General features: G+C 58.0%; 22 protein-coding genes, 1 other RNA gene and 1 pseudogene. 15 read left to right on the plus strand and 9 right to left on the minus strand.

What is annotated here, in order from left to right; translation table 11 throughout:
- Positions 1-81 precede the first annotated feature (81 nt).
- The 3 genes from ssrA to rnr all read left to right on the plus strand — a co-directional run bounded on the left by ssrA (position 82) and on the right by rnr (position 3,636).
- Positions 82-470: a transfer-messenger RNA gene (gene ssrA, locus BUC36_RS07150) on the plus strand.
- A 419-nt stretch (positions 471-889) separates the two neighbouring features.
- Complete coding sequence (locus BUC36_RS07155) at positions 890-1,099, plus strand: cold-shock protein (RefSeq protein WP_073273125.1); 210 nt, start codon at positions 890-892, stop codon at positions 1,097-1,099.
- Between the two features lie 263 nt (positions 1,100-1,362).
- Positions 1,363-3,636 carry a ribonuclease R gene (gene rnr / locus BUC36_RS07160; RefSeq protein ID WP_073273127.1) on the plus strand — a complete coding sequence of 758 codons (2,274 nt, stop codon included), beginning with the start codon at positions 1,363-1,365 and terminating at the stop codon, positions 3,634-3,636.
- A 464-nt stretch (positions 3,637-4,100) separates the two neighbouring features.
- Here rnr and BUC36_RS07165 read toward each other — a convergent pair.
- Together BUC36_RS07165 and BUC36_RS18975 are read right to left on the minus strand one after the other, a co-directional pair.
- A pseudogene (locus BUC36_RS07165) lies at positions 4,101-4,724 on the minus strand (glycosyltransferase family 8 protein); the annotation flags it as partial.
- Positions 4,725-4,757: 33 nt separating this feature from the next.
- On the minus strand, positions 4,758-4,928 hold the full coding sequence (locus BUC36_RS18975; protein ID WP_159435996.1) for a hypothetical protein: 171 nt from the start codon (positions 4,926-4,928) through the stop codon (positions 4,758-4,760).
- 440 nt (positions 4,929-5,368) lie between these two features.
- Here BUC36_RS18975 and BUC36_RS07170 point away from each other — a divergent pair, with 440 nt between their 5' ends.
- The 6 genes from BUC36_RS07170 to BUC36_RS07195 all read left to right on the plus strand — a co-directional run bounded on the left by BUC36_RS07170 (position 5,369) and on the right by BUC36_RS07195 (position 12,187).
- Complete coding sequence (locus tag BUC36_RS07170) at positions 5,369-6,034, plus strand: OmpW/AlkL family protein (RefSeq protein WP_159435997.1); 666 nt, start codon at positions 5,369-5,371, stop codon at positions 6,032-6,034.
- A 119-nt stretch (positions 6,035-6,153) separates the two neighbouring features.
- Entirely contained in the window at positions 6,154-8,601 is a 2,448-nt protein-coding gene (locus tag BUC36_RS07175; protein WP_073273134.1) for an autotransporter family protein, read from the plus strand.
- Positions 8,602-8,713: 112 nt separating this feature from the next.
- Entirely contained in the window at positions 8,714-9,175 is a 462-nt protein-coding gene (gene bufA2 / locus BUC36_RS07180) for a BufA2 family periplasmic bufferin-type metallophore (RefSeq protein WP_073273136.1), read from the plus strand.
- 28 nt (positions 9,176-9,203) lie between these two features.
- Positions 9,204-10,082: an MNIO family bufferin maturase gene (gene bufB / locus BUC36_RS07185; RefSeq protein ID WP_073273138.1), complete on the plus strand. Its 879-nt coding sequence runs from the start codon at positions 9,204-9,206 to the stop codon at positions 10,080-10,082.
- Positions 10,052-10,864 (plus strand): HvfC/BufC N-terminal domain-containing protein, encoded by an 813-nt coding sequence (locus BUC36_RS07190; protein ID WP_084535686.1) that lies wholly within the window; start codon positions 10,052-10,054, stop codon positions 10,862-10,864. The genes bufB and BUC36_RS07190 overlap by 31 nt, the downstream gene beginning before the upstream one ends.
- Positions 10,865-10,879: 15 nt before the next feature.
- A complete protein-coding gene (locus tag BUC36_RS07195) occupies positions 10,880-12,187 on the plus strand; it encodes an MFS transporter (RefSeq protein WP_073273140.1) in 1,308 nt (435 codons plus the stop codon).
- On the opposite strand, the gene BUC36_RS07200 is transcribed toward BUC36_RS07195, so the two are convergent.
- The 4 genes from BUC36_RS07200 to BUC36_RS19195 all read right to left on the minus strand — a co-directional run bounded on the left by BUC36_RS07200 (position 12,176) and on the right by BUC36_RS19195 (position 14,762).
- A complete protein-coding gene (locus BUC36_RS07200; protein ID WP_073273144.1) occupies positions 12,176-13,072 on the minus strand; it encodes a glycosyltransferase family 2 protein in 897 nt (298 codons plus the stop codon). The genes BUC36_RS07195 and BUC36_RS07200 overlap by 12 nt on opposite strands.
- Positions 13,073-13,381: 309 nt before the next feature.
- Entirely contained in the window at positions 13,382-13,978 is a 597-nt protein-coding gene (locus BUC36_RS07205) for an HD domain-containing protein (protein ID WP_073273146.1), read from the minus strand.
- A gap of 11 nt (positions 13,979-13,989) precedes the next feature.
- Positions 13,990-14,622: a class II aldolase/adducin family protein gene (locus BUC36_RS07210; RefSeq protein ID WP_234994914.1), complete on the minus strand. Its 633-nt coding sequence runs from the start codon at positions 14,620-14,622 to the stop codon at positions 13,990-13,992.
- Positions 14,589-14,762 (minus strand): hypothetical protein, encoded by a 174-nt coding sequence (locus tag BUC36_RS19195; protein WP_234994915.1) that lies wholly within the window; start codon positions 14,760-14,762, stop codon positions 14,589-14,591. The genes BUC36_RS07210 and BUC36_RS19195 overlap by 34 nt, the downstream gene beginning before the upstream one ends.
- Positions 14,763-14,847: 85 nt before the next feature.
- Between BUC36_RS19195 and BUC36_RS07215 the strand changes: the two genes are divergently transcribed.
- Entirely contained in the window at positions 14,848-15,540 is a 693-nt protein-coding gene (locus BUC36_RS07215; RefSeq protein WP_073273148.1) for a Crp/Fnr family transcriptional regulator, read from the plus strand.
- Positions 15,541-15,580: 40 nt separating this feature from the next.
- On the opposite strand, the gene BUC36_RS07220 is transcribed toward BUC36_RS07215, so the two are convergent.
- Positions 15,581-16,492 (minus strand): bile acid:sodium symporter family protein, encoded by a 912-nt coding sequence (locus BUC36_RS07220; RefSeq protein WP_073273150.1) that lies wholly within the window; start codon positions 16,490-16,492, stop codon positions 15,581-15,583.
- A 136-nt stretch (positions 16,493-16,628) separates the two neighbouring features.
- On the opposite strand from BUC36_RS07220, the gene BUC36_RS07225 reads away from it, so the two are divergent.
- The 4 genes from BUC36_RS07225 (at position 16,629) to BUC36_RS07240 (ending at position 20,650) form a co-directional block, all read left to right on the plus strand.
- Positions 16,629-17,534 (plus strand): DUF1853 family protein, encoded by a 906-nt coding sequence (locus tag BUC36_RS07225; protein ID WP_073273152.1) that lies wholly within the window; start codon positions 16,629-16,631, stop codon positions 17,532-17,534.
- 96 nt (positions 17,535-17,630) lie between these two features.
- A complete protein-coding gene (locus BUC36_RS07230; protein WP_073273154.1) occupies positions 17,631-18,188 on the plus strand; it encodes a GbsR/MarR family transcriptional regulator in 558 nt (185 codons plus the stop codon).
- A 66-nt stretch (positions 18,189-18,254) separates the two neighbouring features.
- A complete protein-coding gene (locus BUC36_RS07235) occupies positions 18,255-19,634 on the plus strand; it encodes a cytochrome ubiquinol oxidase subunit I (protein WP_073273157.1) in 1,380 nt (459 codons plus the stop codon).
- Positions 19,635-19,645: 11 nt separating this feature from the next.
- Positions 19,646-20,650, plus strand: coding sequence for a cytochrome d ubiquinol oxidase subunit II (locus BUC36_RS07240; RefSeq protein ID WP_073274672.1), 1,005 nt, complete (start codon positions 19,646-19,648; stop codon positions 20,648-20,650).
- A gap of 132 nt (positions 20,651-20,782) precedes the next feature.
- On the opposite strand, the gene BUC36_RS18760 is transcribed toward BUC36_RS07240, so the two are convergent.
- On the minus strand, positions 20,783-20,968 hold the full coding sequence (locus tag BUC36_RS18760) for a hypothetical protein (RefSeq protein WP_143186903.1): 186 nt from the start codon (positions 20,966-20,968) through the stop codon (positions 20,783-20,785).
- Between the two features lie 397 nt (positions 20,969-21,365).
- On the opposite strand from BUC36_RS18760, the gene BUC36_RS07245 reads away from it, so the two are divergent.
- Positions 21,366-22,061 (plus strand): TetR/AcrR family transcriptional regulator, encoded by a 696-nt coding sequence (locus BUC36_RS07245; RefSeq protein WP_073273159.1) that lies wholly within the window; start codon positions 21,366-21,368, stop codon positions 22,059-22,061.
- Positions 22,062-22,187: 126 nt separating this feature from the next.
- Here BUC36_RS07245 and BUC36_RS07250 read toward each other — a convergent pair whose 3' ends face one another.
- Positions 22,188-23,309, minus strand: a complete 1,122-nt coding sequence (locus BUC36_RS07250) for a PepSY-associated TM helix domain-containing protein (protein WP_073273160.1) — start codon at positions 23,307-23,309, stop codon at positions 22,188-22,190.
- Positions 23,310-23,396: the final 87 nt, after the last annotated feature.

Here is a 23,396-nt window from a genome sequence, read left to right on the forward strand (position 1 = left end):
GAGTTCCCGGCAACCACCGGTGGTGTATTGTTCGGGGGCTCTTTCAGGTATAATTAACTCACACGAATGAGTTTCGCTTTCGGGGATGACTTGGATTCGACGCCGGTAACGAAACCATGGGTGCATGCCGTGATGGCAGCCAATCACGTAAATCCAAAGCTGCAATTTATTAGTTGCCAACGACGACAACTACGGTGCCCAACTCGCTGCGTAAGCAGCCCGTGAAGCACTAACTAAGGGTTCGCCCTTAGCGGCCTACAGTAAGGTTCCAGTACCGCGCTGCAGGCTGTCATACAGAACTGGATCGTCCTGAAGCGTGCCTGACGCGGATGGCCTAAAACTTATTCAGGCTCGCTCTTCACGTCTTGCCCGCTGGGCTGTAAAGAGCTAAATCAATAGGCGGAACTAAGCATGTAGAGCCTCTGGCAGAGTGCTGACGGACGCGGGTTCGACTCCCGCCATCTCCACCAAATTAAAAAGGCCCGTTATCGCAAGGTAACGGGCCTTTTTAATTTGGAAGAACGGACAAGGGTGGAACGCAGAGCGCCGGGTTCGATCAACGCGCGCAGCGCGTTAAAACAGCCACAGGCAGCCCCGCAGGCGTGAGGACCACAGCGACGAACCACTCCCCACATGCGAACTTCCCGCACCTACTATCACGTCCAAGGACACCGGCCGTTTTTGACAGCACACGAGATACTTGTAAGAAAAGCTTTGACTTAGTTCATAGGGGGGCCTACAGTGGCCCTAGTTAAAAGTAAGCCTCTTGTTTAAATCCTCAGTTACGTCGTATCCGCTCTTCTTCGTCCTGTAGCATCTAAATTCCAGTCTTTTTTTTGCTATCCATGCCCCACAAAGGCATAACTTCATTTGTTTACAGGAAAATATCATGTCCAAGACAACGACCGGCACTGTTAAGTGGTTTAACGAATCCAAAGGCTTTGGCTTTATTGAACAGAAGTCTGGCCCAGACGTGTTCGCACACTTCAGCGAAATTGTAAGCTCGGGTTTCAAAACCCTGGCCGAAGGCCAGACTGTTGAGTTCTCTGTGACTCAGGGCCCTAAAGGCCCGCAAGCTGAAAATATTGTTTGTATCTGAGCCATTGAGCTAAAGCAGGCCGTGTACCGGTCTGCCGCTGAGAGGCCATAAAGGCCTCTCCGGTTGAGCTACTACAAGGCGGCTCAACCAGGACAACGGAGGTTCAGACTGTGCTCAGTTTGAACCTCCGACTGTAATCCCCCTCAACACCGTTGAGCAATCTCCGCCTGCATACCTTGCCGAGTAACACCTGATCTGTCCTGACACATCACTCCAGTTTTTACCAAGCGCAATCTTATTGGCGGCTTTCCCGAGAGGAAAACATGAACAAATCCCCAATAGTTGCGTTTAATCCGCTGGACGCCGAAAAATACAGCAACCCAATTCCCGCGCGCGAGTTCATTATGAGCTTGCTCGAAAAGAACAGAAAAGTACTCGATCGGGAGCAGCTGGCGAAAGTCCTGCATCTCTCCTGCGACGATCAGAAAGAGGCATTGCGTCGCCGTTTACGCGCCATGGAGCGCGACGGCCAAATTCACTTCGATCACAGCAATGGCTACAGCCTGGTGAGACCCGAAGATCTGGTGAGCGGGCGCGTGATCGGCCATCCGGATGGATTCGGCTTTCTGAACAGTGATGACTCCGACGAAGACCTGTTTTTATCCGACAACGAAATGCTGACCGTCTTTGATGGTGACCGCGTACAGGCCCGCATCAGCGGAACTGATCGCCGCGGCCGCAAAATAGGCGCTATCGTCAATGTACTTGAACGCAACACCACTCATCTGGTGGGCCGCGTACAGTTCGAGGACGATCACTATTTTCTCAAACCGGAGAATAACCGCATTGCCCATGAGATTGATCTCGATCGAGACCAGTTGATGGGCGCACGTCCCGGGCAGTATGTGTTCGTCGAGCTCACCGAGTTCCCCAACCGTCGCTACAATGCCTTCGGACGAGTGACCGAGCTGCTTGGTGATTCGATGGTACCCGGGATGGAGATCGATGTCGCAATCCGCAGCCACGGCATTCCCCACAACTGGCCACAGGACACCATGCGCGCAGCGAAAAAGCTGGGCACTGAAGTACCCGAAGTGGACAAGCTGCACCGTGCCGACCTGAGGAAACTGCCGTTTGTAACCATCGACGGAGACGACGCCAAGGACTTTGACGACGCCGTGTACTGTGAAAAAGATCTGTCGGGTGGCTGGCGCCTGTTCGTCGCGATTGCGGATGTTTCCCATTACGTCGCGCCCGAAACTGCGCTCGATCTGGAAGCACAGAAACGCGCAACCTCCGTGTACTTTCCCGGCCGCGTCGTACCGATGCTGCCGGAATCACTGTCGAACGGCTTATGCTCGCTCAACCCAAAGGTAGACCGGCTGGTTATGGTCTGCGAGATGACCATCAGCAAGTCCGGTAAAATGACCGGTTACACCTTTTCGGAAGGCGTGATCCACTCTCATGCCCGGCTCACTTACAACCAGGTAAATGCGTTCATTACTGCACCTGATTCGCGCCCGGGACGGCATACTGCTCGCCAGCTCGGAGGAACGGCGCCGCACATCCAGGCGCTGCACCAGTTGTATACGGTCTTGAAAACAGGCCGGAAAAATCGCGGGGCAATGGATTTTGAAAAGCTGGAAGTGCAGTTCGAATTCACCGAAGACCGCAAGATCGAACGTATAGTCCCAGTCGTACGCAAGGACGCGCACAAGATGATCGAGGAGTTCATGCTGAGTGCCAACGTGGCTACCGCAGATTTCCTCAAGCGACAGAAAATTCCAGCGCTGTATCGCGTGCATGAAGGTCCGCGAGATAAAAAGCTGACTACTCTGCGCGCCTTCCTTAATGCCAAGGGACTTAAACTGTCCGGTGGCAATAAGCCCTCGCCCGCACATTATGACCAGCTACTGCGCAGTATTGGGCAGCGTGCCGATGCGCAGACCATCCGCACCATGATGCTGCGATCCCTGAGTCAGGCGGAGTACAGTCCGGATAATCGGGGCCATTTTGGCCTGGCTTACTCCGCGTATGCGCACTTTACCTCGCCCATTCGCCGCTATCCGGACCTGCTGGTACACAGAGCCATTCGGTCAGTGATCCGCCAGGAAAAACAGCGCAACCCTCTCCGTCGCGCGCTTAACTATGTCTTCGATGCAGGCGCCACACCGGTGCAGCGGTTCGATGGCGCAAAGACCCTCGCCCCGGGAAAAAGTTACCCCTACGACAAGGCGGCGATGCAGACCCTCGCGGTACATTGCTCTAACGCTTCACGCCGCGCGGACAAAGCGAGCTGGGATGTCGAAGCCTGGCTGAAATGCAAGTATATGCAGGACTTTATCGGCGACACCTTTCATGGGTTAGTGAGTAGCGTCACGCACTTTGGCCTGTTTATCGAAATCAGTGATACACAGGTTGAAGGTCTGGTACACATATCTGCACTGAAAAATGACTACTACAACTTTGATGCGGCCGCGCAACGTCTTGTCGGCGAGCGGGGCAATACCAGCTTTGCCATCGGCGATGCGATCAAGATACGCGTTGTGGGCGTCGACATGGAGCGGCGTAAAATCGAGTTTACGCTGGCCCGTTAGAATTCGAGCAGTAACATCACAAACTCCCACCACTTCGTCAAATTAGAAAAGCCCGTTAGCGCAAGGTAACGGGCTTTTTTAATTGGCAGAATGGCGCGACTGGGACGAAATAGCGCCTTCACTCAGCGCGCCGCGCACTAAGACAGCCGAAGGCTGCCCCACAGGGGGAGGAGTGCAGCGACGAATTACTCCCGAGAACAGGTATTTTTAGAAGCTAGCATCTGCCTAGGAAACTAGGGGCTTGCCAACTCAAAGTTAAAACAAAACTAATCGACACCACCTTCTTCGCTAGAAATATTTAAAAGTCTTCATTTTTCAGCGAATCTGGTCTACCACAGTAGCAGCCGGTTCAGGCTCGAATTCCACATTTATTTTGCCATGTCGACCCCGAGCTTTATCTCAACTGGGTTGCTGAATTGCACTGTGAATGACTGCCCTTTTTCCGACGGACCGAAAAATTTGCCTTAATCTTCTCCAGCTGCGCAGCCAAATGGTGTTGCGCCAGCCCCGTCAGGGCGTCGTAAAGTGAATGATGAACGGATCATCGCGTACCAACCTGAAAAGCGATTCACCATAGGGGCTCCCCCTCCAGGTTGGATAGGTGTGCAGTACATGCATCTGATTCCATCGCGGATCCAGGTCTCCCTACGTGTCAGCCAACACCACATTGAGGGCATTCTGATCAGGGAAGAGTACGTGTCGGCATGCTGTTCTATATAGTGAATAGATTTTTCCGAGATACTTGCTGAACGCCACTTTTCCAGGTCGATAATCAAAACATCCGCATTGCTATACTTGCTGCTGGGGGCAATCCCCAGGCGCAGGCGGTCGATATGACGAACCATGCCCATGGTTCTCTGGCACAGATTGGGCACCGCCAATGTCGACTTCCCGTCTTGATCAGCATCCCAAAGCCTTGCCCCCCTAATAATCAAATCTGCATCCAAATAAATGATTTTCTTTAAATAACTTGGGATAAGCGTCGGAAGTAACAGCCGATAATAAATAGATATCGGGTATTTCTCTGTAGACGGCAGGTCATGGATAGTGCCCTCAGAGACTTTTATCCAAGGCATATCCACTTTTTCCCTTTCAGAGAAAGCAGACTGTTCAACCTTGCTTTATTTGGCCACACTCACACCCACATCAACCACAAAAATGAAGACATCGCGCCCGACGCCCAAACTGAAAAGTAACGACTTTATCGTCACTGCCATCGGCATGGCATAGTTATAATCCACCGTAAATGCGACTACGATTGGATCACTTTTTAAAATTCCCTCGAAATTCATAGCAACCCCACTAAAGCAACCTTCACCTGCCTGCCGAATGCGTCCAAATGACAGGAACTTACCAGAAAGAAGATAGAATTTATTTGTTTAAATTTTCTTAACGAAATCGTGACCCGGCCAAAATCATCCAACTTAAAGTCGAAGATTTAGCGCATCAAAATTTCAATTTTCTTCGAATATTTATTTTCTGACATATCTCGCGCCAGAATATTGATTTGACACTTAGCAACGAAAGCAAATGTAGCGCTTACTGCTATTTTTTATTGTTACTTTACGAGTGCTTCCTCACGACTTTGGATCACTTATAAAAGCAATAAATGGACACCCGCTGTTACCACAAAAGAATTAGTTGGAGTTACCCGATGAAGTTACTGCCACTTGTCATGGCACTGGCAATATCTGCCCCCCAAAACGCAAATGCGCAACAAGACTGGCGGAACGTGGATTGGGGAGATTTTATTATTCGGGTCGGCGGCAGCTATATCCACCCGGACGACGAATCCACTTCGCTCAAGTTCCGCGTCCTGCAGCACTGGGATCTCTACAACACAACCTGGAAGATTGACACCGCGAAAGCCTGGCAGATTGCCGGGGTTTGGCGGCCGGCAGAATACTGGGGCGTCGAACTGATGCACATCGACGGCGCCGACTACGATGTCGACCTGGACTATTTCACCGGGACTCCCGGCAGGGAGACGATAGGGCTAGGTAATTTCAAGGCCTCCTCCACCCTGGCCTTCGTCAACTGGTATATGCTCGACGCCAACTGTCTCGGGCGCCCCTATATTGGCGCTGGAATCAATTACACCGACTTTTACGACGTAGACCTCAACCGAGAGTTCAATGATTTTCTCGTCGATTCCGGCCTGGCTACCGGCCGGGCGGAATTCAACCTTGGCCACTCCTGGGACTGGGCCGTGCAGGCGGGTATCGACTTCCGTTTTAGCGCGGATTCCCCGCTACAGCTCAATGCATCGGTGCTCTATTTCCTGTCGGATACGGACGCCAGAGTTACCTTTCCAACGGAACTGGGGCATAACCGCCTGTATGCGCAGTTCGACTACGACCCCTGGATCGTCAACCTCGGTGTGGGTTTCAAATTCTGATTGTTACTGGCGTGAAGCAATATGCGACGGCGCGGTGTGTCAGCCGGACTGCACGGCTGAATACGCACTTTTGATTCGGCGCAAAATTACAATGGCCATGGATTAGAACAGGAATAAACGTGGGCAAAAATATTCGCACCAACAATTTGAGCAACATAAAGGCGTTAAATTCACGAGTCCCGCGCCTGCTCGCCCATTGTGCAACTGCCGCTCTGTTCACCTTCACCGGCCCGGTACTCGCGGACTGCACCCCGGGCAATATTGGCACCGAAGGGCCGGACCAGATTAGCTGCGATGAAAACAACGATGCCGGCGGCGCCGATGTGGATGCGCTTGGCGGGGACGACACCATAGATGTTAACGGTGGAACTGTCGGCAGCGTGTTTGGCGGCAGTGGTGCAGACACCATCAATATTGGTGGCGGCGGTGATGACAGCTCGGTTGATATCGACGATGCCGAAGAATTCGATCCCGGCAGTCTTATCGGCGTCACCGTGACGATCGAAAATGTCATCGATGCCGGCAGCGGTGACGATACCATCACCTTGAACAATCGCCTGGCAGACGTCGGCAACTTCTCAACCGGGGGAGGCATCGACGGCGGCAGTGGCGATGACACCATTCAGCTACTCGACGGCCTGGCATTCCATGTCTGGGGCGGCGATGGAAACGACACTATCACCCTCGACGGCGGCTTCGTATTCAATTACATCGACGGCGGAGACGGCGACGACAGTATCTATTGGGACGAAGGCCTAACCGATGAAGTGCGTGGCGGCAACGGCTCCGACAGTCTCACTATTGATGCCTTTGCCTTCGAGGGAGAGGCGATTCTGGATGGCGGCGATGATACAAGCCCGGTTGACGGCTACATCGATACGCTGACATTTGTTCTCGACTATGCAATGGATGGCCGCCTGCTGCGCAACTGGGAGCGAATCGTCATCTGGGGTAGCTCCAAGATGGTGTTTTCCGGCGCACTGAATGTCGGTGGCGGCCTCGATGGCGACGGCAACGATCTGGGACTCGACATACTCTTCGGTGGCCTGGTGCAATTTACACCGAGGCACTTCGTGGTCACCGGCAATATCGCCAATGCTGGCACACTCGACCTCGGCAACGAGCGCTACGACAGCCTGACCGTGGCCAGGGACGCGGCGGGCAATTTCGGCGACTACATCGGACACCGCGGCAGGCTGTGGCTGGACGCCCGGCTGAATAGCGACGACTCCCCTGCCGACCTGTTCAGCATCGCCGGCGCCGCCTCCGGCCGCACGTTTATCCGCGTCGCAAACAGGGGCGGTACCGGAGCGCGGACCAGCGGCGACGGTATCAAGCTGGTGGAAGTTGGTGGCAATTCCCCCGACGGTGCTTTCGAACTGGACGGTGATTATGTCGCCAAGGATGCACAACCCGCAGTGGTCGCCGGCGCCTACGCCTATACCCTGCACCACAATGGCAGAGCCGATCCTGCCGATGGCGACTGGTACCTCCGCTCGGTAGTCAGCAATGCGGAATGGCTCGGCGCGGGCGAAATGCCACGCTGGCAACCGGGCGCCGTGATGTATGAGACGTATCCACAGCTACTCAGGTCGCTGAACATCCCCCCGTCGCTGCGCAGCCGCGTCGGCAACCGCTTCTGGATGGGCAGCAGCTACAGGGATGCAGAGAGGTACGATTACGCCACCGCTGAAGAGCGCATCATCGATGGCGGTGGCCCCTGGATGCGCAGCAGTGTGCGCCGCCTCAAGTTCGATCCACAGCAGTCCACTACCAGAGCATCCTGGGACCAGGACTATTTTCAGTTGCAGCTGGGTGTCGATACTGCGCTGAACTTCACCGTCCGGGGAACGCAGCCGGTAGCCGGCGTTGCGCTGCTTTACGGTGATTCGGAAAACGATCTCGAATCCTTTTTCGGCAACGGCAATATTGACGTGAAAGGCTATGGCGTCAGCGGCTTTATGACATGGTACGGCAATGGCGGCGAATACCTGGATGCCCAATTGCTGCTGAACTGGTTCGAATCCGATATCACAGCATTCGATCTGCGCGACCTGGCCAAAGGCGCGGATGCATTCGGCTACGCCTTTTCCCTCGAAGCCGGGCGCAGCTTCCGGTTGCACAACCTGTATTCCGTCACACCCCAGGCCCAGCTGATCTATTCGTCGGAAGAGGCGGACAACATTCACGATGTCTATGACGTGAGTGTCACCGACATTAACAATCATGGGTTTCTCGCCCGATTCGGGGCGACACTGGAAAAGCGGGTCAGCCGCCGCAAGTCCAGTCGCAAAATGTACGGCAGCCTCCCCCTGGAGCGTTTCAGCTTCTATGCCACCCCCAGCGTTATCTACAACATCGACCAGGAGACTGACGTCACCGTCTCCGGCACACGGCTGTATCAGGACAGGGACGATTGGCTGGGCGAACTCAGTATCGGCGCCACCTATGACGAGTGCGGTGACTACTGTTCCATCTATGGGGAAATCTACTACGCCACCAGCCTGGAAAATTTTGGCGATAGCGACGGTGGCGGCCTGGTGCTCGGCTTCCGCTATAAGTGGTAGCCCGCATCGCCTACCCGGCAGCGCCCGTGTTCCCGGCTAGACTGAAACCAAGGCGCTGTGACCCCTTCGGTCGCACACACCTTTTATCAGTCTTAAAACCGAGGACTTCTGCATGAACCGCGAGCGCAAAATGATTCTGACCGGGGCGTCACTGGCCCTGGCGGCGGCCAGCCTGATCACCAGCGGCGCCAGCCTGGCCAACCAGAAACAGGCGTCCAGTGGCGACACCACCGATCTCGTGCACTGCTACGGCGTCAATGTCTGCAAAGGCCACAACGACTGCAAAACCGCCAACAACGACTGCGGCGGCAAATCTTCCTGCAAGGGCAGCAGCTTTGTTGCCATGCCTTCGAAAGCCTGTGCCGATGTCGGCGGCAAGGTAAGCGATGACTGGAAAGGTTCGGTCAAGACCGCGGACCTGGCCCACTGTTATGGGGTCAATGTCTGTAAAGGACACAACGATTGCAATACCGCCAAGCACGACTGCGCCGGCAAGGCCTCGTGTAAAGGCAGCGGCTGGGTTGCCATGCCCGCCAAGGCCTGTACGGACATTGGCGGCAAGGTAAAAAGCTGAGTCGCCCTTTTCGTTCGACGCTACCACCATGCCAGCTAACTCCCCGGCGACCGCCAGCACATCTGCACCGCTGCCTTTTCTCGGCTTCGGCCTCGGGCTGCGCACGCAGCATTTTCAGCAGGTACTGACGCAATCGCCGGCGGTGGACTGGTTCGAGGTGGTGTCGGAAAACTTTATGGTCGCCGGTGGCAAACCGAGATATTTTCTGCGGGCCATCGGCGAGCGCTACCCGCTGGTGATGCACGGCGTTTCCATGTCGATCGGCAGCGCCGACCCACTGAACTTCGACTACCTGGCGCAGCTGAAACAGCTCGCGGCGGAGGTGCAACCGGCCTGGATTTCGGATCATCTCTGCTGGACCGGCGTCGACGGGCGCAACAGCCACGATCTACTGCCGCTGCCCTACGATGAGGAAGTGGTGGAACACGTTGTGGAACGGGTATGCCGCGTGCAGGACTATCTCGGCCGGCAGCTGCTGCTGGAAAACGTATCCAGTTACCTCACCTTCTCCGAGCAGTCGATGTCGGAATGGGAGTTTTTTGCCGAGGTCTGCGCCCGCGCTGACTGCCTGATGCTGCTGGATATCAACAATGTTTACGTCAGCGCCCGCAACCACGGCTTCGAACCGCGGGAATATATCGATTATCTGGATCCGGCACGGGTGCAACAGTTTCACCTCGCCGGCCACTCGGACTACGGCGACTATGTCATCGACACCCACGACCACGATGTACCCGACCCTGTGTGGGCGCTCTACCGACACGCACTCCGCCGCTTCGGCGCGGTAAGCACGCTGATCGAACGGGATGACCATATTCCCGAGCTGCCGCAGATGATCGAGGAGCTGGACAGCGCGCGACAGGTCTTTGCGGAGGAATGCGCCGCGGGGGCGGCCTGCGTGTCGTGAGTGGGCTGCTGCACGCGCGTCAACGCCAGTTGATGGCCTTCCTGCTGCAGGGAGACACAGCCATCAACGATCACATCTGCGAACAGGGCACCGCGGCCAAGTCGGTCCGCCTCGGTATCTACGCCAACGCCTACCGCAAGCGCCTGCAGGAAACCCTCGAATCCGATCACCCGGTACTGGGCAGCTACCTGGGCGATGCCCTGTTCGAGGAAATGACGCTCGGCTATATCGATAACTGCCCGTCACATCGTCCGTCGCTGCGCGACTTCGGCGAGCAATTACCCGACTACCTCCGCAGCGCCGAGCCCTTCAGTCGGCACCCGCTGATCGCCGAGCTGGCTTCGTTCGAGCGCCTGCTGATGACGGTCTTCGATGCGGCGGACGCACAGCATTTAGCGCTGGAGGAGCTGCAGGGTGCACCAGCGGCGCTGTGGCCGCGCATGCGCCTGCGCTTTCACCCCAGCATCCGGTTGTTACGCTGCGACTGGAACTGTGTGCAGGTGTGGCAGGCACTCCGTGCGGAACAGGTTCCTCCGCCGCCCACCGAGGGGCATTTCCACTGGTTGCTGTGGCGCAATCGCGAGCGGCTGACCGAATTCACATCTCTCGCCGGCGCCGAACTGGTGGCGGTAAGCACCGCGCTCGACGGCGCGGATTTCAGTGAACTTTGTGAAGCACTGCTGGCCATAGTGCCGGCGGAGCAGGCGGCCGGCACTCTGGTGCAACTGCTGCAGACCTGGATTCAGCGCGGCTGGCTGAGCGGGATCGGCGACAGCGGTTAATTCGGCACTGAGTCGATGGACACGGCGAAGGAGAAAGGAGAAGCGACGGAAACTACAGGGCGGCGCGCCGTCTGGAGCTGGGCCTTCTACGACTGGGCCAACTCCGCCTTCGCCACCGTGGTGTTGGCCGGCTTCTTTCCCCTCCTGTACCAGGACTTCTGGAACGCCGGCGTAGACGCCGAGACGGCCAACCTGCGCCTCGGCTGGGCCAATGCCGCCGCGTCGCTAGTCATTGCCCTGGGTGCGCCGCTGATTGGCGCCCTCGCCGATCGCGCCGGTGCGCGCAAGCGCCTGTTGCTCCTGTTCGCCGTGCCGGGCATGTTGGCCACCGCACTGCTCGCCGGTGTGCCCGGCGGTGCCTGGCTTGCGGCGTCGCTGCTGTTCGTCTGTGCCAGCGTTGGCTTCCTCGGCTCCAACCTGCTGTACGACGCCCTGCTGACCAGCGTGGCGCCGCCGGCGCGCTGGCACGCGGTATCCGGTCTCGGTTTCGGCCTCGGTTATCTCGGCGGTGGCCTGCTGTATATCGGCTGCGTCGCCGCCGCGCTGAAGCCTGCGGCTTTCGGCTTTGCCGACACGACTTCGGCAGCGCTGGCGGCGTTCGCGATGACCGCACTCTGGTGGGCGCTGTTCTCGCTGCCGCTGGTACTCTGGGTCCGCGAACCGCCGGCGACGGCGTCGACTGCTGGTGGCTCCCTGTTGCGGCAGACACTGCGAGAGCTGCGCACGACCATCGGACACTTGCGCCACTACCGCACGGTAATGGTTTTTCTGTTCGCCTACTGGCTCTATATCGACGGTGTCGGTACCGTCATCCGCATGGCCGTCGCCTACGGTCGCGCCCTGGGCTTCGAGCGCTCGCACCTGATTCTCGCGCTGCTGCTGGTGCAGTTTGTCGGCTTCCCGGCGGCAATTCTCTTCGCCCGACTCGGTGAAAGAATAGGTCCCCAGCGCGGTATCTATATCGGCCTCGCTGTCTACATACTGGTGTGCGTCTGGGGCGCGTTCATCCGCGCCCCCTGGGAGTTCTACGCGATTGCGGTGCTGATCGGGCTGGTCCAGGGCGGGGTACAGGCGCTGAGCCGCTCGTGCTACGCGCGCCTGATCCCCACCGCCAGAAGTGGAGAGTTCTTTGGTTTCTATAATCTGATGGGGAAATTCGCCGCGCTGATAGGCCCACCGCTGTTCGGGCTTTTTGGCAGCTGGTTCGGGGATGTGCGCTACTCGATGCTCGCACTGATACTGCTTTTTGTCGCCGGCGGGCTGATCCTGTCGCGGGTGCCAGCAGCGGCATTTACCGCAGGCGCGGAGCCTTCAGCCGAGTGACTCGAGGAGTCCGTATTCGGTAAATACCTCGCGTATCTTGCAGTCATTGCCGCCATTCTTTTCCCAGTTTTCTTTTTTCAGTGACTGCGACTGGGAGCCTTCAATGGTCAGGAAGCGCTTTTTCCAGTGGCGCGAATCGGCGACCCGCGCACTGAGCGTGCCATTTTTCAGGCTCATGGCCTTGAGCCAGACATCGTCCGCGTTCGGGCACAGCGCCATAAACTTGTCTTTATCGAAGGCATCCTCGTGCAGCGATCCGGGGAAATACAGCACTCCCCCCATTCCCGTCGGAAATACCAGGCTGGACGGTTCCGCATCGATCACGCCGGACTGCCATTGATCGTAGGGCAGCAGCCCCCCATTCTTATCCAGCACCATCTTGTGTCCGCGCAGGCAGTAGATATGGGCGGGATCGCGCCGGTAGGCACGGTAAAGCATGTCGATCGTATCCGGTGGATACAGAATATCGTCATCGACGGTAATGATCAGGCTGTCCGTGAACTGTTCGAAGGCGTACACATATTTTTTGTAGGGGCCGAGATCCTCGTCCACGAAGAAAATCTGCAGCCCGCGTTCCCGCTGCTTGAGCAGGGTCTCCGGCAGTGATTTATCGGGAAAATTCTTTGTCGACAGCCACAACACGATTGCATCGGCTTTTACCGACTGCTGGAACAGGCTCTCGATGCACAGATAGAGATCGTTGATACGCTTTTCGAAGGATGTCAGCGATACGACGATTTTGTGCTCCTTGTCGTTGCCAACTCCCACCTTGTTGCTGGACAAGGCCTGCTGCATCAACATCTGCCTGCGAATCATGGATTCCAGTTTCAGGTTGTTGTAGGCGTCGTGCTTCTTCAGGCGCTTTTTCAGAAAGTAGTGCAGCATACAGGTTGTTGACTTCGACCGTTTGAACCTTGATTCGAGCCCGGCTGCCCCCTATTTGCACTCCGACTCGCGCAATCGTTCAAAAAACAATCAACATGCGTGACCCAACAGCCGAAACAGGACGGATGCAACCGACTCAAAAACCAGCGCTATAGTGCCTTTAATGTACCCGCGCGGCTAGGGGCAAGGTCAGATTTCTGGCAATAGGGCGGGCTGCGGAACACGGAAGAGCGGGAATTGAGCCGGAGTCAGGCCTGTGGCTGAGGCCTCCGTACCAGCTTGACTGGCCGGAGGCCCCTGTTCACAACCTCAGCCGGCGGTTTCCAGTGCCTGCTTGTACAGCGTCTTGCGCGGCTGCGCAAACACCCGCCGCAGCATCGGCTCGAAGAATTCCAGCGGCAGGGATTCACCGTCCTTATCGAACGCCGGGGCATCATACTTGGACACGAACTCAATCGTGCGCGCATAGTGCGGATGGTCCTTGAACTGTTCCCGCAGTGTGGGATCCATGCCCAGGTACGCGAAGAAGTAATAGCCCTGGAAGATCGCATGATGCTTGATCATCCAGTGATTCGCCTCGCTGACAAAGGGCTCCAGCAGCACCGCAGCCACGTCGGCATGGTTGTAACTGCCGAGGGTATCGCCGATATCGTGCAGCAGTGCACAGATGACATACTCCTCGTCCTGGCCATCGCGGTAAGCAAGAGTTGCGGTCTGCAGGCAGTGCATCAGGCGGTCCACCGGGAATCCGCCGCAATCGCCCCCGAGTAGTTTCAAGTGGGCAATAATGCGATCCGGCAGTTCCCGCGCAAAAGGCCCGAAGGCCTCGGCAATGATCGTCCAGTCCTCGGCGGTACCGTTTTCCATATGGGTGAACTGGGCTTTTCTTTCGATAACGTGATCCATGCGATTGCCCCTTAATTACGGTAGCTTGGGTCTATGCGGTCGAGCTTGCGCAACAGGCCTGGCCAGGCGAGCAGACCGCCCTGACTGCTGGTGACCTTGTCGCCCTCACCCTGGATTTTGTCGATGATCGGCTGCGGCACCGGGGTCAGCGGGCGATTGCCGGCGAGTGCCGCCACCTGAATCTCACAGGAACGCTGCAGGATGAACATAGCCAGGAAGGCATCGGCCACCGTCGGCGCACAGGTGAGCAGACCGTGGTTGCGCAAGATCAGGTAGTTGGCCATACCCAGGTCGGACACCAGGCGCGCCTTCTCGTCCTCGCGTACGGCGATGCCCTCGTAATCGTGATAGGCCAGGTTCGACAGCGGGAACAGCGACTGCTGGGAGATCGGCAACAGTCCCTCGCTGTGCGCCGCCACCGCAACGCCCTCGGTCGTGTGCGTGTGCATCACGCACTGGGCGTCTTCGCGCGCTTCGTGAATCGCGCTGTGGATGGTGAAGCCGGCGGGATTGACCGGGAATGGAGTGTCATCCACTTTCTCCCCGTGCACGTCGATCTTCACCAGGCTGGACGCGGTGATCTCATCGAACATAGCGCCGAACGGATTGATCAGGAAGTGGTGCTCAGGGCCGGGAATGCGCACAGACAAGTGGGTAAAAATAAGGTCGTCCAGCCGTAGTGGGCAACCAGGCGATAGGCGGCCGCCAGGTCGACGCGCAGCTGCCACTCGGCGTCGCTGACCTTGCCCTTCAGGGACGGGATCGTATCCAGTTGCGTATGCATCGATGTTCTCTCTTATCGTTATTGGACCACCCCATTCTAGAAACCGCCCTGCCCACAAGACTGTCAACTTGTTTACACTTGGCGGATGAGCGATCCAACACAAATTCTCGATGCCTGCCCGCTGCTGGCGGGACTGCCCGCACAGGCCAGACAGACACTGGCCCGCCTGGCCCGCAGCCGGCGCTTCAGCGCGGAGGACGTCATCTATCTGCCCGGGGCGATGCAGAGCCAGCTGTCGATCGTTGCCGCAGGCCGAGTGCGTCTCTGCTCCAGCAATGCCAGTGGCCGCGAAGCCACACTGGCGATCCTCGATGTCGGCGCCTGGTTCGGAGATACCGTTTTTTCGCCCGGAATGCCGCGGGTATTTGGTGCCACCGCACACGATGACTGCCAGCTAGTGGATATTCCCGGCGAAGCCTTGCTTGCGGTAATGGCGGATAACCCGGAGGCCTACCCGGTCGCGCTGGACCTGATCAGCCGCAGGCTGTGGGCGGCAATGTCAATTATCCAGGACGACGTACTGCGCGGCACCGAAGCGCGCCTCGGCCAGCGCCTGCTGTTTCTCGCACAGATGCACAACTCGCAGGGGAACGCCGGCAGCAGTGTCAGCTTTCGCCTGACCAGGGAGCTGCTCGCGAACATGATGGGCATGACCCGACAGGGTGTACATCGGGCGCTTAAGAATATTGAAGGGCAAGGCCTGGTCGAGTTCGCCTACGGCCGCGTCACCATTCCGGATACCGAACGCCTACAGGCCTATATCGACCAGCAGAGGTGAGCCGCCGCGCACTTTGCTGGCGGCGGCTCGAAGCCGAAGGCTAGCCCGCCTCGGAAATCTCGCCGGCGGCAGCCGCATCGCGCTCTTTATTCGACGGTATAACACGCCGGCCATAGGCGGCCAGCAGAAAGCCGATCGGGAACATCAGCACACCGTAGATGGCGGAGGGAATCGACATTTCGCTGGAATGCAACAGCGTCAGGGTCACCATCAGGCCGAGCGTGCCGTTCTTGATCCCCAGCTCCGTAGCCACTGCCAGCCCCTCGCGCCGCGACAGGCCGCAGAGGCGACTGGTCAGCAGCCCCAGGGCGACACCGGCCAGATTCAGCAGAATCGCCGACGGGCCCGCCTGCGCCATCAGCTCCAAAAAGCGATCGCGGATGCCGTACACGAGGCCGATCACCAACACCGCCAGTACCAGAGCGCCGAAAATACTGACCACGCCTTCCGCACGACTCGCCAGTCCCGGCAGCCAGGCGCGCACCGCCATACCGATCACCACCGGCAGCAATACGATTGCCGACAGCATGACCACGGTCTTGCCGAAGGGCAGCACAATTTCCTGCTGGGTTCCGGAGAACGTCTGCAGCGCATAATTGGTGAACACCGGCAGCGACAGGATAGTGATCAGACTCGCGGACACCGTCAGCACGATCGACAGCGCCACATTGCCGCGCGCGAGCAGAGTGAACAGGTTGGAAGTAGTGCCGCCGGGACAGGCCGCAATGATGACCAGGCCAACGGCGATGGCCGCCGGCAGGCTCAGCAGCCAGCAGAGCGCAAAGGCGATCAATGGCATGACCAGGATTTGGCTGATAGTGCCGACAATAAGTCCGGCCGGCTTCACCGTGACCTGGTGAAAATCCCTCGCCGTCAGGGTCATGCCGATGCCGATCATGATGATAAACAGGGAGATCGGCAGGCCGATCGAGATCAGTGGTCCGGATTCCACACAAAGCTCCTTTAATTATTATGTCGTTGTGCTTGGACAGACCCTAGCACAACGCATGCGGATACACCGCCATTTAGCCGGCAGCCGCAGTGTTTTTTATTTTTAGTAGCTGAAAATTTTCTTGGCGAAACACCCGATGGACATCAATAAAGAAAAGGTGCAACCAGACCTCTGGGCCAACCTGCTCTGGGCGCTGGGCGCGCCCGATATCGTTCGCGGCAGCGGGCTGCCCTGGTTGCCGGCACAGCGTCGCGCCGAATTGACTGCCTATTTCTCCCGCGCAGAGATTGCCGCGCGACTGGCACCACTACTGGACGTCGAGCTGCGCAACCGGGACGAGCGCGGGTCGGCCGGCCGGCTCGGCGTGTATTTCGAGAACCTCTGGGCATTCGCCTTTGCCAACCACCCAGCCTACGCGCTGCTGCACCGCAATCTGCCACTGCGCGCCGCGGGACGCACACTCGGTGAACTGGATTTTGTCGTGCGGCACCAGCCGAGCGGGTCCGTCGAACACTGGGAGATCGCGGTCAAATTTTACCTGCAGGTGGCCGGCGAATACTGGGTCGGACCGGGGCTCCGCGACCGGCTCGATATCAAGCTGGCGCGGATGCGCGAACACCAGCTGCCGCTGATCCGCCAACCGGCCGCAGTGGAAATCCTGCAGCACAAAGATATTCATATCGACCGCCAGTGGGCGCTGATGCCCGGCCGCCTGTTCCGCCCTCTCGGCGAAGACGCCGAGCCTTTGCACACCGCCATCAACCCGGGAGCCTGCCACTACTGGTGGGCACCGCTTGATGAATTTCAGTTCCACTTCTGCGAGCGGCCGCTGCACTGGATCCGCCTGCCCAAACGCACCTGGCTGGCCGAGCGCAATCACCCGCTATCGGGCGCTGACAGCTGCGCCACACTGGCCGACCATCTCCGCACAATGGATCTGCGCAGCCCCGTCTGCGTCGCCGCGCTGAACACTCACCGGGAAGTGAGCCGTGGCTTTATCGTGCCGGACGACTGGTACGAATCGGCGCTCCTCGCAATCTGAGCCAACAGGCCCGAGCGCACTTTTCCCGCAAGCGCGCATTGACATATATCAATTTATATTTACAATTTTCAGAAATTTCTGAAAATTAAGAAATTAATGAAACTTTCCAGTCAGGCCCAGGCCTTCGTGCTGCACTTCGGCGAGATGGGCAGCCGTTGGGGATTCAACCGCACCGTCGGGCAGATGTTTGCACTGCTGACTATCCACCCCGAACCCGTAAACGCAGACCAGCTGGCGCAGGCACTGAAGATCAGTCGCGGCAACGTCAGTATGGGGCTGAAAGAGCTGCAGGCCTGGCGCCTGGTGGAGCTGCACCACCTGCCCGGAGACCGCAAGGACTACTTTACCGCCGCCGGCTCCATTTGGGACCTGGCCCGCACGGTATTCGAAGAGCGCCGCAAGCGCGAACTCGATCCGACCCTGACCCTGCTGCGCCAGCTGCTGCTGAACGAACCGCAGGATGAACAGGAGGCCGAGGCGCAGGAAAGAATACAGGAGGTCTACGACCTGCTGGAACTGCTGGACCAGTTTGCCAACACCCTGAGCCGGCTGCAGCAGAAAGACCTGCTTAAATTGATGAAACTGGGTTCCGGTCTCAGCAAGCTGCTGGAACTCAAGGGCAAGGTAAAAGGAGGCCCGTCCAAAGCCAAATAGAACCCCCGGGGCACCGCATGCCCCCAATTTCCGGACAGCAATTACCATTCGTCTGCAGAGGTCACCATGCTAGATACCCTGGTCCTGTCAAGGATGCAGTTCGCCGCCAATATCAGTTTTCATATCCTCTTTCCCACCATCACCATCGCCCTGGGCTGGATCCTGTTCTTCTTCAAATTGCGCTTCGACCAGACCGACAATCCGGTGTGGATGCGCGCCTACCGGTTCTGGGTCAAGGTATTCGCGCTGACGTTCGCGCTGGGTGTCGTCAGCGGTATCACCATGTCGTTCCAGTTCGGCACCAACTGGCCGGGGTTTATGGAGACGGTGGGCAATATCGCCGGCCCCCTGCTCGGCTACGAAGTGCTGACGGCTTTTTTCCTGGAGGCAACCTTCCTCGGCATTATGCTGTTCGGCATCAACCGCGTGCCGAGCAAGATACACACCCTCTCCGCTCTGGTTGTGGCCGTAGGCACCACCCTCTCCGCCTTCTGGATTCTGGCACTGAACTCCTGGATGCAGACACCCACGGGCTACGAGATTCGCGACGGCGTGGTGCACGCCACCAGCTGGCTGGAGGTGATTTTCAATCCATCTTTCCCCTACCGCCTCGCGCATATGCTGCTCGCATCCGGACTGACGGCGTCCTTCTTTGTCGCCGGCATATCCGCCTATCGCATCCTGCACGGAGATCCCAAACTGGCGCCGCGCCTGGCACTGAAAACCGGCCTGGTACTGGCCGCAGTGCTGGCCCCGATTCAGGCCTTCGTCGGCGATCTGCACGGACTGAATACCTTTGAACACCAACCGCAGAAAATCGCCGCAATGGAGGGCGTGTGGGAGACGGAAAAAGGCGCACCGCTACTGCTGTTTGCGATTCCCGATGAACAGCAGCGCACCAATCACTTTGCGCTCGGTATTCCGAATATGGCGAGCCTGATCCTGACCCATAAAACCGACGGCGAGGTTCGCGGCCTCAACGAATTCGAGGGCAACCACCCGCCGGTCAAACCCCTGTTCTTCGGTTTCCGCATCATGGTCGGCATGGGCATGTTGATGCTGGCGGTGGCCTGGACCAGCTGTTTTTTCCTGCGCAGGCGCGGCGAGCTGCCGCAGTGGATGCTCAAAGTCGTCGTGGCGATGACCTTCTCCGGCTGGCTGGCGACACTGGCGGGCTGGTACGTCACCGAGATCGGCCGCCAACCGTGGCTTGTGACCGGCGTGTTGAGGACCGCCGATGCGGTAACACCGCTGGCCCCGGCCAACGTGGGCTTCTCGCTGACACTGTATCTGCTCGTCTACGCAGTGCTGATGTGGGCCTATATCCACACCCTACAGGTAATGGCACGCAAGTCGGTGAAAGTCGAGGAATTCGAGACGGCGCCGCCACAGGCCAGCGGCAAGCTCACTAACCTGCCGGAAGCCACCGAGGAGGGCGCCGCATGAGCATTGCATCCATGAGCCTCGCCGACTGGTTACCGGTTATTTTTATTGGCCTGATGGGGCTGGCGGTACTCGTCTATGCGGTCCTGGATGGATACGACCTTGGTGTCGGTATCCTGCTGCCGCTGGGCGCGAACGACGAGCTGCAGCGCGACACCATGATCGCCTCCATTGGTCCCTTCTGGGACGCCAACGAAACCTGGCTGGTGCTGGCAGTCGGACTGCTGCTGATCGCCTTTCCCACCGCGCACAGCATGGTGCTGATGCATCTTTATATTCCCACCGCAATTATGCTGATCGGTTTGATCATGCGCGGCGTCGCCTTCGACTTCCGCGCCAAGGCGGCGGTGGACCACAAACTCACCTGGGACCGGACGTTCAAGGCCGGCTCCCTGCTCACCAGCCTGACCCAGGGCTATATGCTCGGCCAGTACGTGATGGGCTTTGAGTCCGGCTGGTCTGCACAGCTCTTCTCGGCACTCAGCGCCGTTGGCGTTACAGCCGCCTACAGCTATATCGGCGCCGCCTGGCTGATTATGAAAACCGAAGGCGCGCTCCAGCAACGCGCCATCCGCTGGACCCACCGCGCCGGCCGGGCGGCCTTTGTCGGGGTGGTCGCCGTGTCCCTGGTCAACCCGCTGGTCAACCCGGGCGTGTTCGACCGCTGGTTTACCTTCCCACTGGTGATGTTCGTGCTGCTGATCCCGATGCTGTGCTTCTTCGCCTTTGCCGCCAACGAGATTTTGCTGCGACGCCTGCCGAAAGTGGACGACCGCCACAGCTGGATCCCGTTCGTAAACGTGGTGCTGGTCTTCCTGCTGTGCTTTGCGGGCCTGGCGTTCAGCTTCTACCCGCAGATAGTGCCGGGCCAACTGGATATCTGGCAGGCGGCCAGCGCTACGGAATCGCTGCTGTTTATTCTGGTTGGCGCGCTCATCGTAGTGCCGGCCATTCTCGCCTACACGGTGTTTTCCTACCGTGTATTCCGCGGCAAAGCCACGGAATTGCGGTATCACTGATAGTAGCCGTAGAGAAAAGGGGCCTCTCGGCCCCTTCTTTTTCCTTAGGGTTCACCCTTATTCTGCCCCCCTTTTACTCACCGTTCCCGGAGCAAGAGTGTCTTCACATTTTGGCGTTGCGGAGCGGGCGTTTTAGAAGTGCACCACGTTTTCCAGGCTCTTGAAGAAACCGTTGCGGGCTTGCACAAATTCCTTGTGCGGGCGCTTGTCGACATTGCGCGCTGTTTGCGTGCGGATGAAGCAGCATTCATTGTTGAGCCTGCCCGAATACACATTCAGGCCACTGGCGGAACAAAAACTTTTCCGGAGTCTCGGCATGCCAGAGGGAACCTGGCCTTAGTCGAAGATTCTTATGTAAAGGCCAGGTAACCGACACCAAATGAACAGGAAGGCCGCGCCAAGGTTTCCCGGGAGAAATGCCCCCTTTTCCGGTGGCACAGCGTATGTTCAGCATAGGCTTGCAATCCCGCTGAGAAGAATTTTTCAGCCGTCGTGCCGTCACTGAAAAATTCACGCTGCAAAAGCATCGGGTGCCCGTGCACGGGCCTTGCCACATAATTGGCGCGCGTAACCGGAACTAAGCCACAGTTTTGGAAAAACGCTCTTGCCCCGCGCCGCGACTCTATTAATAATTGCCGTCACCAAAAGACAACGTTTTTACAGGGAAGTAAAGCGCCGTCGGTAGTTAGCCGCGTGCGCCAGTCGGGGTGGTGAATTGAATCAAGTCGATCAACGGACGGTCAGCCGGCGCGATACTGCGAGCCCGCGCAAGCCGCAACGCAAAAACGGCCGCGAGAAGTATGAAAAACTTCTCGATGCACTCGAGGCGCTAATTACCGAACAGGACTCCAGCGATATCAGTCTGGCCAACCTGAGCCAGGTTGCCGGAGTTCCCGCTGCCTCCGTATACCATTTCTTCCCCAGCGTAGACGCCAGCCTGACCGCATTGGCGGAGCGCCACTACAAATTCTTAAGTGACACCCTACTCTGCCATTCGGAGTTTACGCGACTGGACAGCTGGCAGGACCTGCTGTTCCAGGTCTTCGAACGGGTGCGCGCTTACTATGAGGAAAACGCCGGAGCACTGAAGGTGCACTTTGGCCCACAGTCAAGCTGGGCCCTGCGCCAATTACAAATGGAGAACCACTGGCTCCTGGCCGATACACTGCTGAAGAGCCTGTCCCGTGAATTTGAGCTGCCGCCGTCGCAGGACTGGCGCGAGCGATTCATGCTGGCCATCACTATCAACGATTCGTTCTGGTCTCAGTCTTATTCTCGCTTCGGGCGCATCACCGATGAGATAGCCGCAGAGGGTAAGCGCGCTGCGTCGGCCTACCTGAAACTCTATCTCGGAGAGCTGCTGCAGCGACGTCAGCGACGGTTTGTCGCAGCGGATGCCCCCGTCTACTGAGTAGCGCCGGTCGGTTTTAAGCCGGCCGTTCCAGCGATACGGCGGAGTCCGGACGTCTGGCAACCAGGTCCGCACTGTGTCACCGCCGGAAGCTCAGCAAAATTCGCCGGCACCGCAGGGGAGATGTCAGGCAGTCGTCGCTGTGAGCTTTTTGTTGCGGCGTTTGACACGCGCGCTGCGGCGCTTGTCCCGGCGCCGATACCAGACGTAGACACCGGTGACCGAGAGCAGCAGCGGACTCAACCCCATCACGCACCAGAGCAGTTTGCTCACCAGTCCCGCAAAGTCACCGAAATGCAAGCGGCGATAGCTGTCGACGACTTTGGCCCCCGGCCCGGCATCCCGAATATCGGATGCCTGAATAAACTCGCCGCTTTGCGCATCGTAGGTCACGCTGCTGGCGTACTGGCTCAGCAGCGGATTGCTACTGTGCACATCGCCCCAGAAGGTAATGTTTACACCCGGCTCCCAGGGCATGGTGATGTACGTCGCCTCAAAACCTTTCACCTTCCCGGCAGCGTCCTCGCGCAGCAACTGCAGTGAAAGACTGTCGCTATAGAGACGCTCTGCCATCGCATAATGCTCCTTGCCCTCGGCGTGCTCGCGCAGCTCGTGGGCGAAATGCGTGATGTTCCACCAGGCACCGGTGAAGCCGACGATCAGCAGGATCGGCGAGGCAAACACGCCGGTCATTTTATGCAGGTCACTGAAGTAAACGATCAAGCGCGCGTTCCAGCGCAACGTGAAAAGCCGTTTCCAGAACTTTCGGTAGAGTACCAAACCGGTAATACCGAGCAGGCACAGCAGAATGGAAAAGACACTGGTAACGGCCAGGCCCGGGTCGTCCAGCAGCAGGGTGTAATGCAATTCGAGCAGCCAGTCGGTGAAGTAGTGCGTTAAGCCCTGCGGCTGCGCCAAGATCACTCCCGTATAGGGATCGAGTAGCGCGTAGAACCAGTCGCTGCTACCGCGCCGCATCATATAGACCTGATCCGCCCGGTGCGGATCCTGGAACAGATGCCAACCCACCACCTCGTAAGCCGGGTAGCTTTGATTGACGCTGCCAAGCAGTGTATCCAGCGATTGCCGCGCGCGACCGTCCGCTGTCACGCGGACCCGCTCCTCCATCAGCGCGGTATCAATTTCATGCTTGAACACCAGGATACTGCCGGTGATACAGATAATCAGCAACGGCACGAAGGCGATCAGGGCCATCCAGCTGTGCAGCTTAAACAGGGTCTTATTCATGTTGCTCAAATTTCGCTGACGGACTTTCTTCTAAACGCAAAAAAGGATGGCGGGGCCTATCAACCCGCCACCCTCAAGAGAGCGCAT

Source organism: Microbulbifer donghaiensis, from assembly GCF_900129095.1.
In the GTDB taxonomy this organism is placed as follows: Bacteria; Pseudomonadota; Gammaproteobacteria; order Pseudomonadales; family Cellvibrionaceae; genus Microbulbifer; species Microbulbifer donghaiensis.

Excerpts from the sequence above, each read along its gene's own strand:
- BUC36_RS07155 (WP_073273125.1), top strand. The coding sequence starts at position 890 with ATGTCCAAGACAACGACCGGCACTGTTAAGTGGTTTAACGAATCCAAA.
- rnr (WP_073273127.1), top strand. The coding sequence starts at position 1,363 with ATGAACAAATCCCCAATAGTTGCGTTTAATCCGCTGGACGCCGAAAAA.
- BUC36_RS18975 (WP_159435996.1), bottom strand. The coding sequence starts at position 4,928 with ATGAATTTCGAGGGAATTTTAAAAAGTGATCCAATCGTAGTCGCATTT.
- bufA2 (WP_073273136.1), top strand. The coding sequence starts at position 8,714 with ATGAACCGCGAGCGCAAAATGATTCTGACCGGGGCGTCACTGGCCCTG.
- bufB (WP_073273138.1), top strand. The coding sequence starts at position 9,204 with ATGCCAGCTAACTCCCCGGCGACCGCCAGCACATCTGCACCGCTGCCT.
- BUC36_RS07190 (WP_084535686.1), top strand. The coding sequence starts at position 10,052 with ATGCGCCGCGGGGGCGGCCTGCGTGTCGTGAGTGGGCTGCTGCACGCG.
- BUC36_RS07195 (WP_073273140.1), top strand. The coding sequence starts at position 10,880 with ATGGACACGGCGAAGGAGAAAGGAGAAGCGACGGAAACTACAGGGCGG.
- BUC36_RS07200 (WP_073273144.1), bottom strand. The coding sequence starts at position 13,072 with ATGCTGCACTACTTTCTGAAAAAGCGCCTGAAGAAGCACGACGCCTAC.
- BUC36_RS07205 (WP_073273146.1), bottom strand. The coding sequence starts at position 13,978 with ATGGATCACGTTATCGAAAGAAAAGCCCAGTTCACCCATATGGAAAAC.
- BUC36_RS19195 (WP_234994915.1), bottom strand. The coding sequence starts at position 14,762 with ATGCATACGCAACTGGATACGATCCCGTCCCTGAAGGGCAAGGTCAGC.
- BUC36_RS07215 (WP_073273148.1), top strand. The coding sequence starts at position 14,848 with ATGAGCGATCCAACACAAATTCTCGATGCCTGCCCGCTGCTGGCGGGA.
- BUC36_RS07225 (WP_073273152.1), top strand. The coding sequence starts at position 16,629 with ATGGACATCAATAAAGAAAAGGTGCAACCAGACCTCTGGGCCAACCTG.
- BUC36_RS07230 (WP_073273154.1), top strand. The coding sequence starts at position 17,631 with ATGAAACTTTCCAGTCAGGCCCAGGCCTTCGTGCTGCACTTCGGCGAG.
- BUC36_RS07235 (WP_073273157.1), top strand. The coding sequence starts at position 18,255 with ATGCTAGATACCCTGGTCCTGTCAAGGATGCAGTTCGCCGCCAATATC.
- BUC36_RS07240 (WP_073274672.1), top strand. The coding sequence starts at position 19,646 with ATGAGCCTCGCCGACTGGTTACCGGTTATTTTTATTGGCCTGATGGGG.
- BUC36_RS18760 (WP_143186903.1), bottom strand. The coding sequence starts at position 20,968 with ATGCCGAGACTCCGGAAAAGTTTTTGTTCCGCCAGTGGCCTGAATGTG.
- BUC36_RS07250 (WP_073273160.1), bottom strand. The coding sequence starts at position 23,309 with ATGAATAAGACCCTGTTTAAGCTGCACAGCTGGATGGCCCTGATCGCC.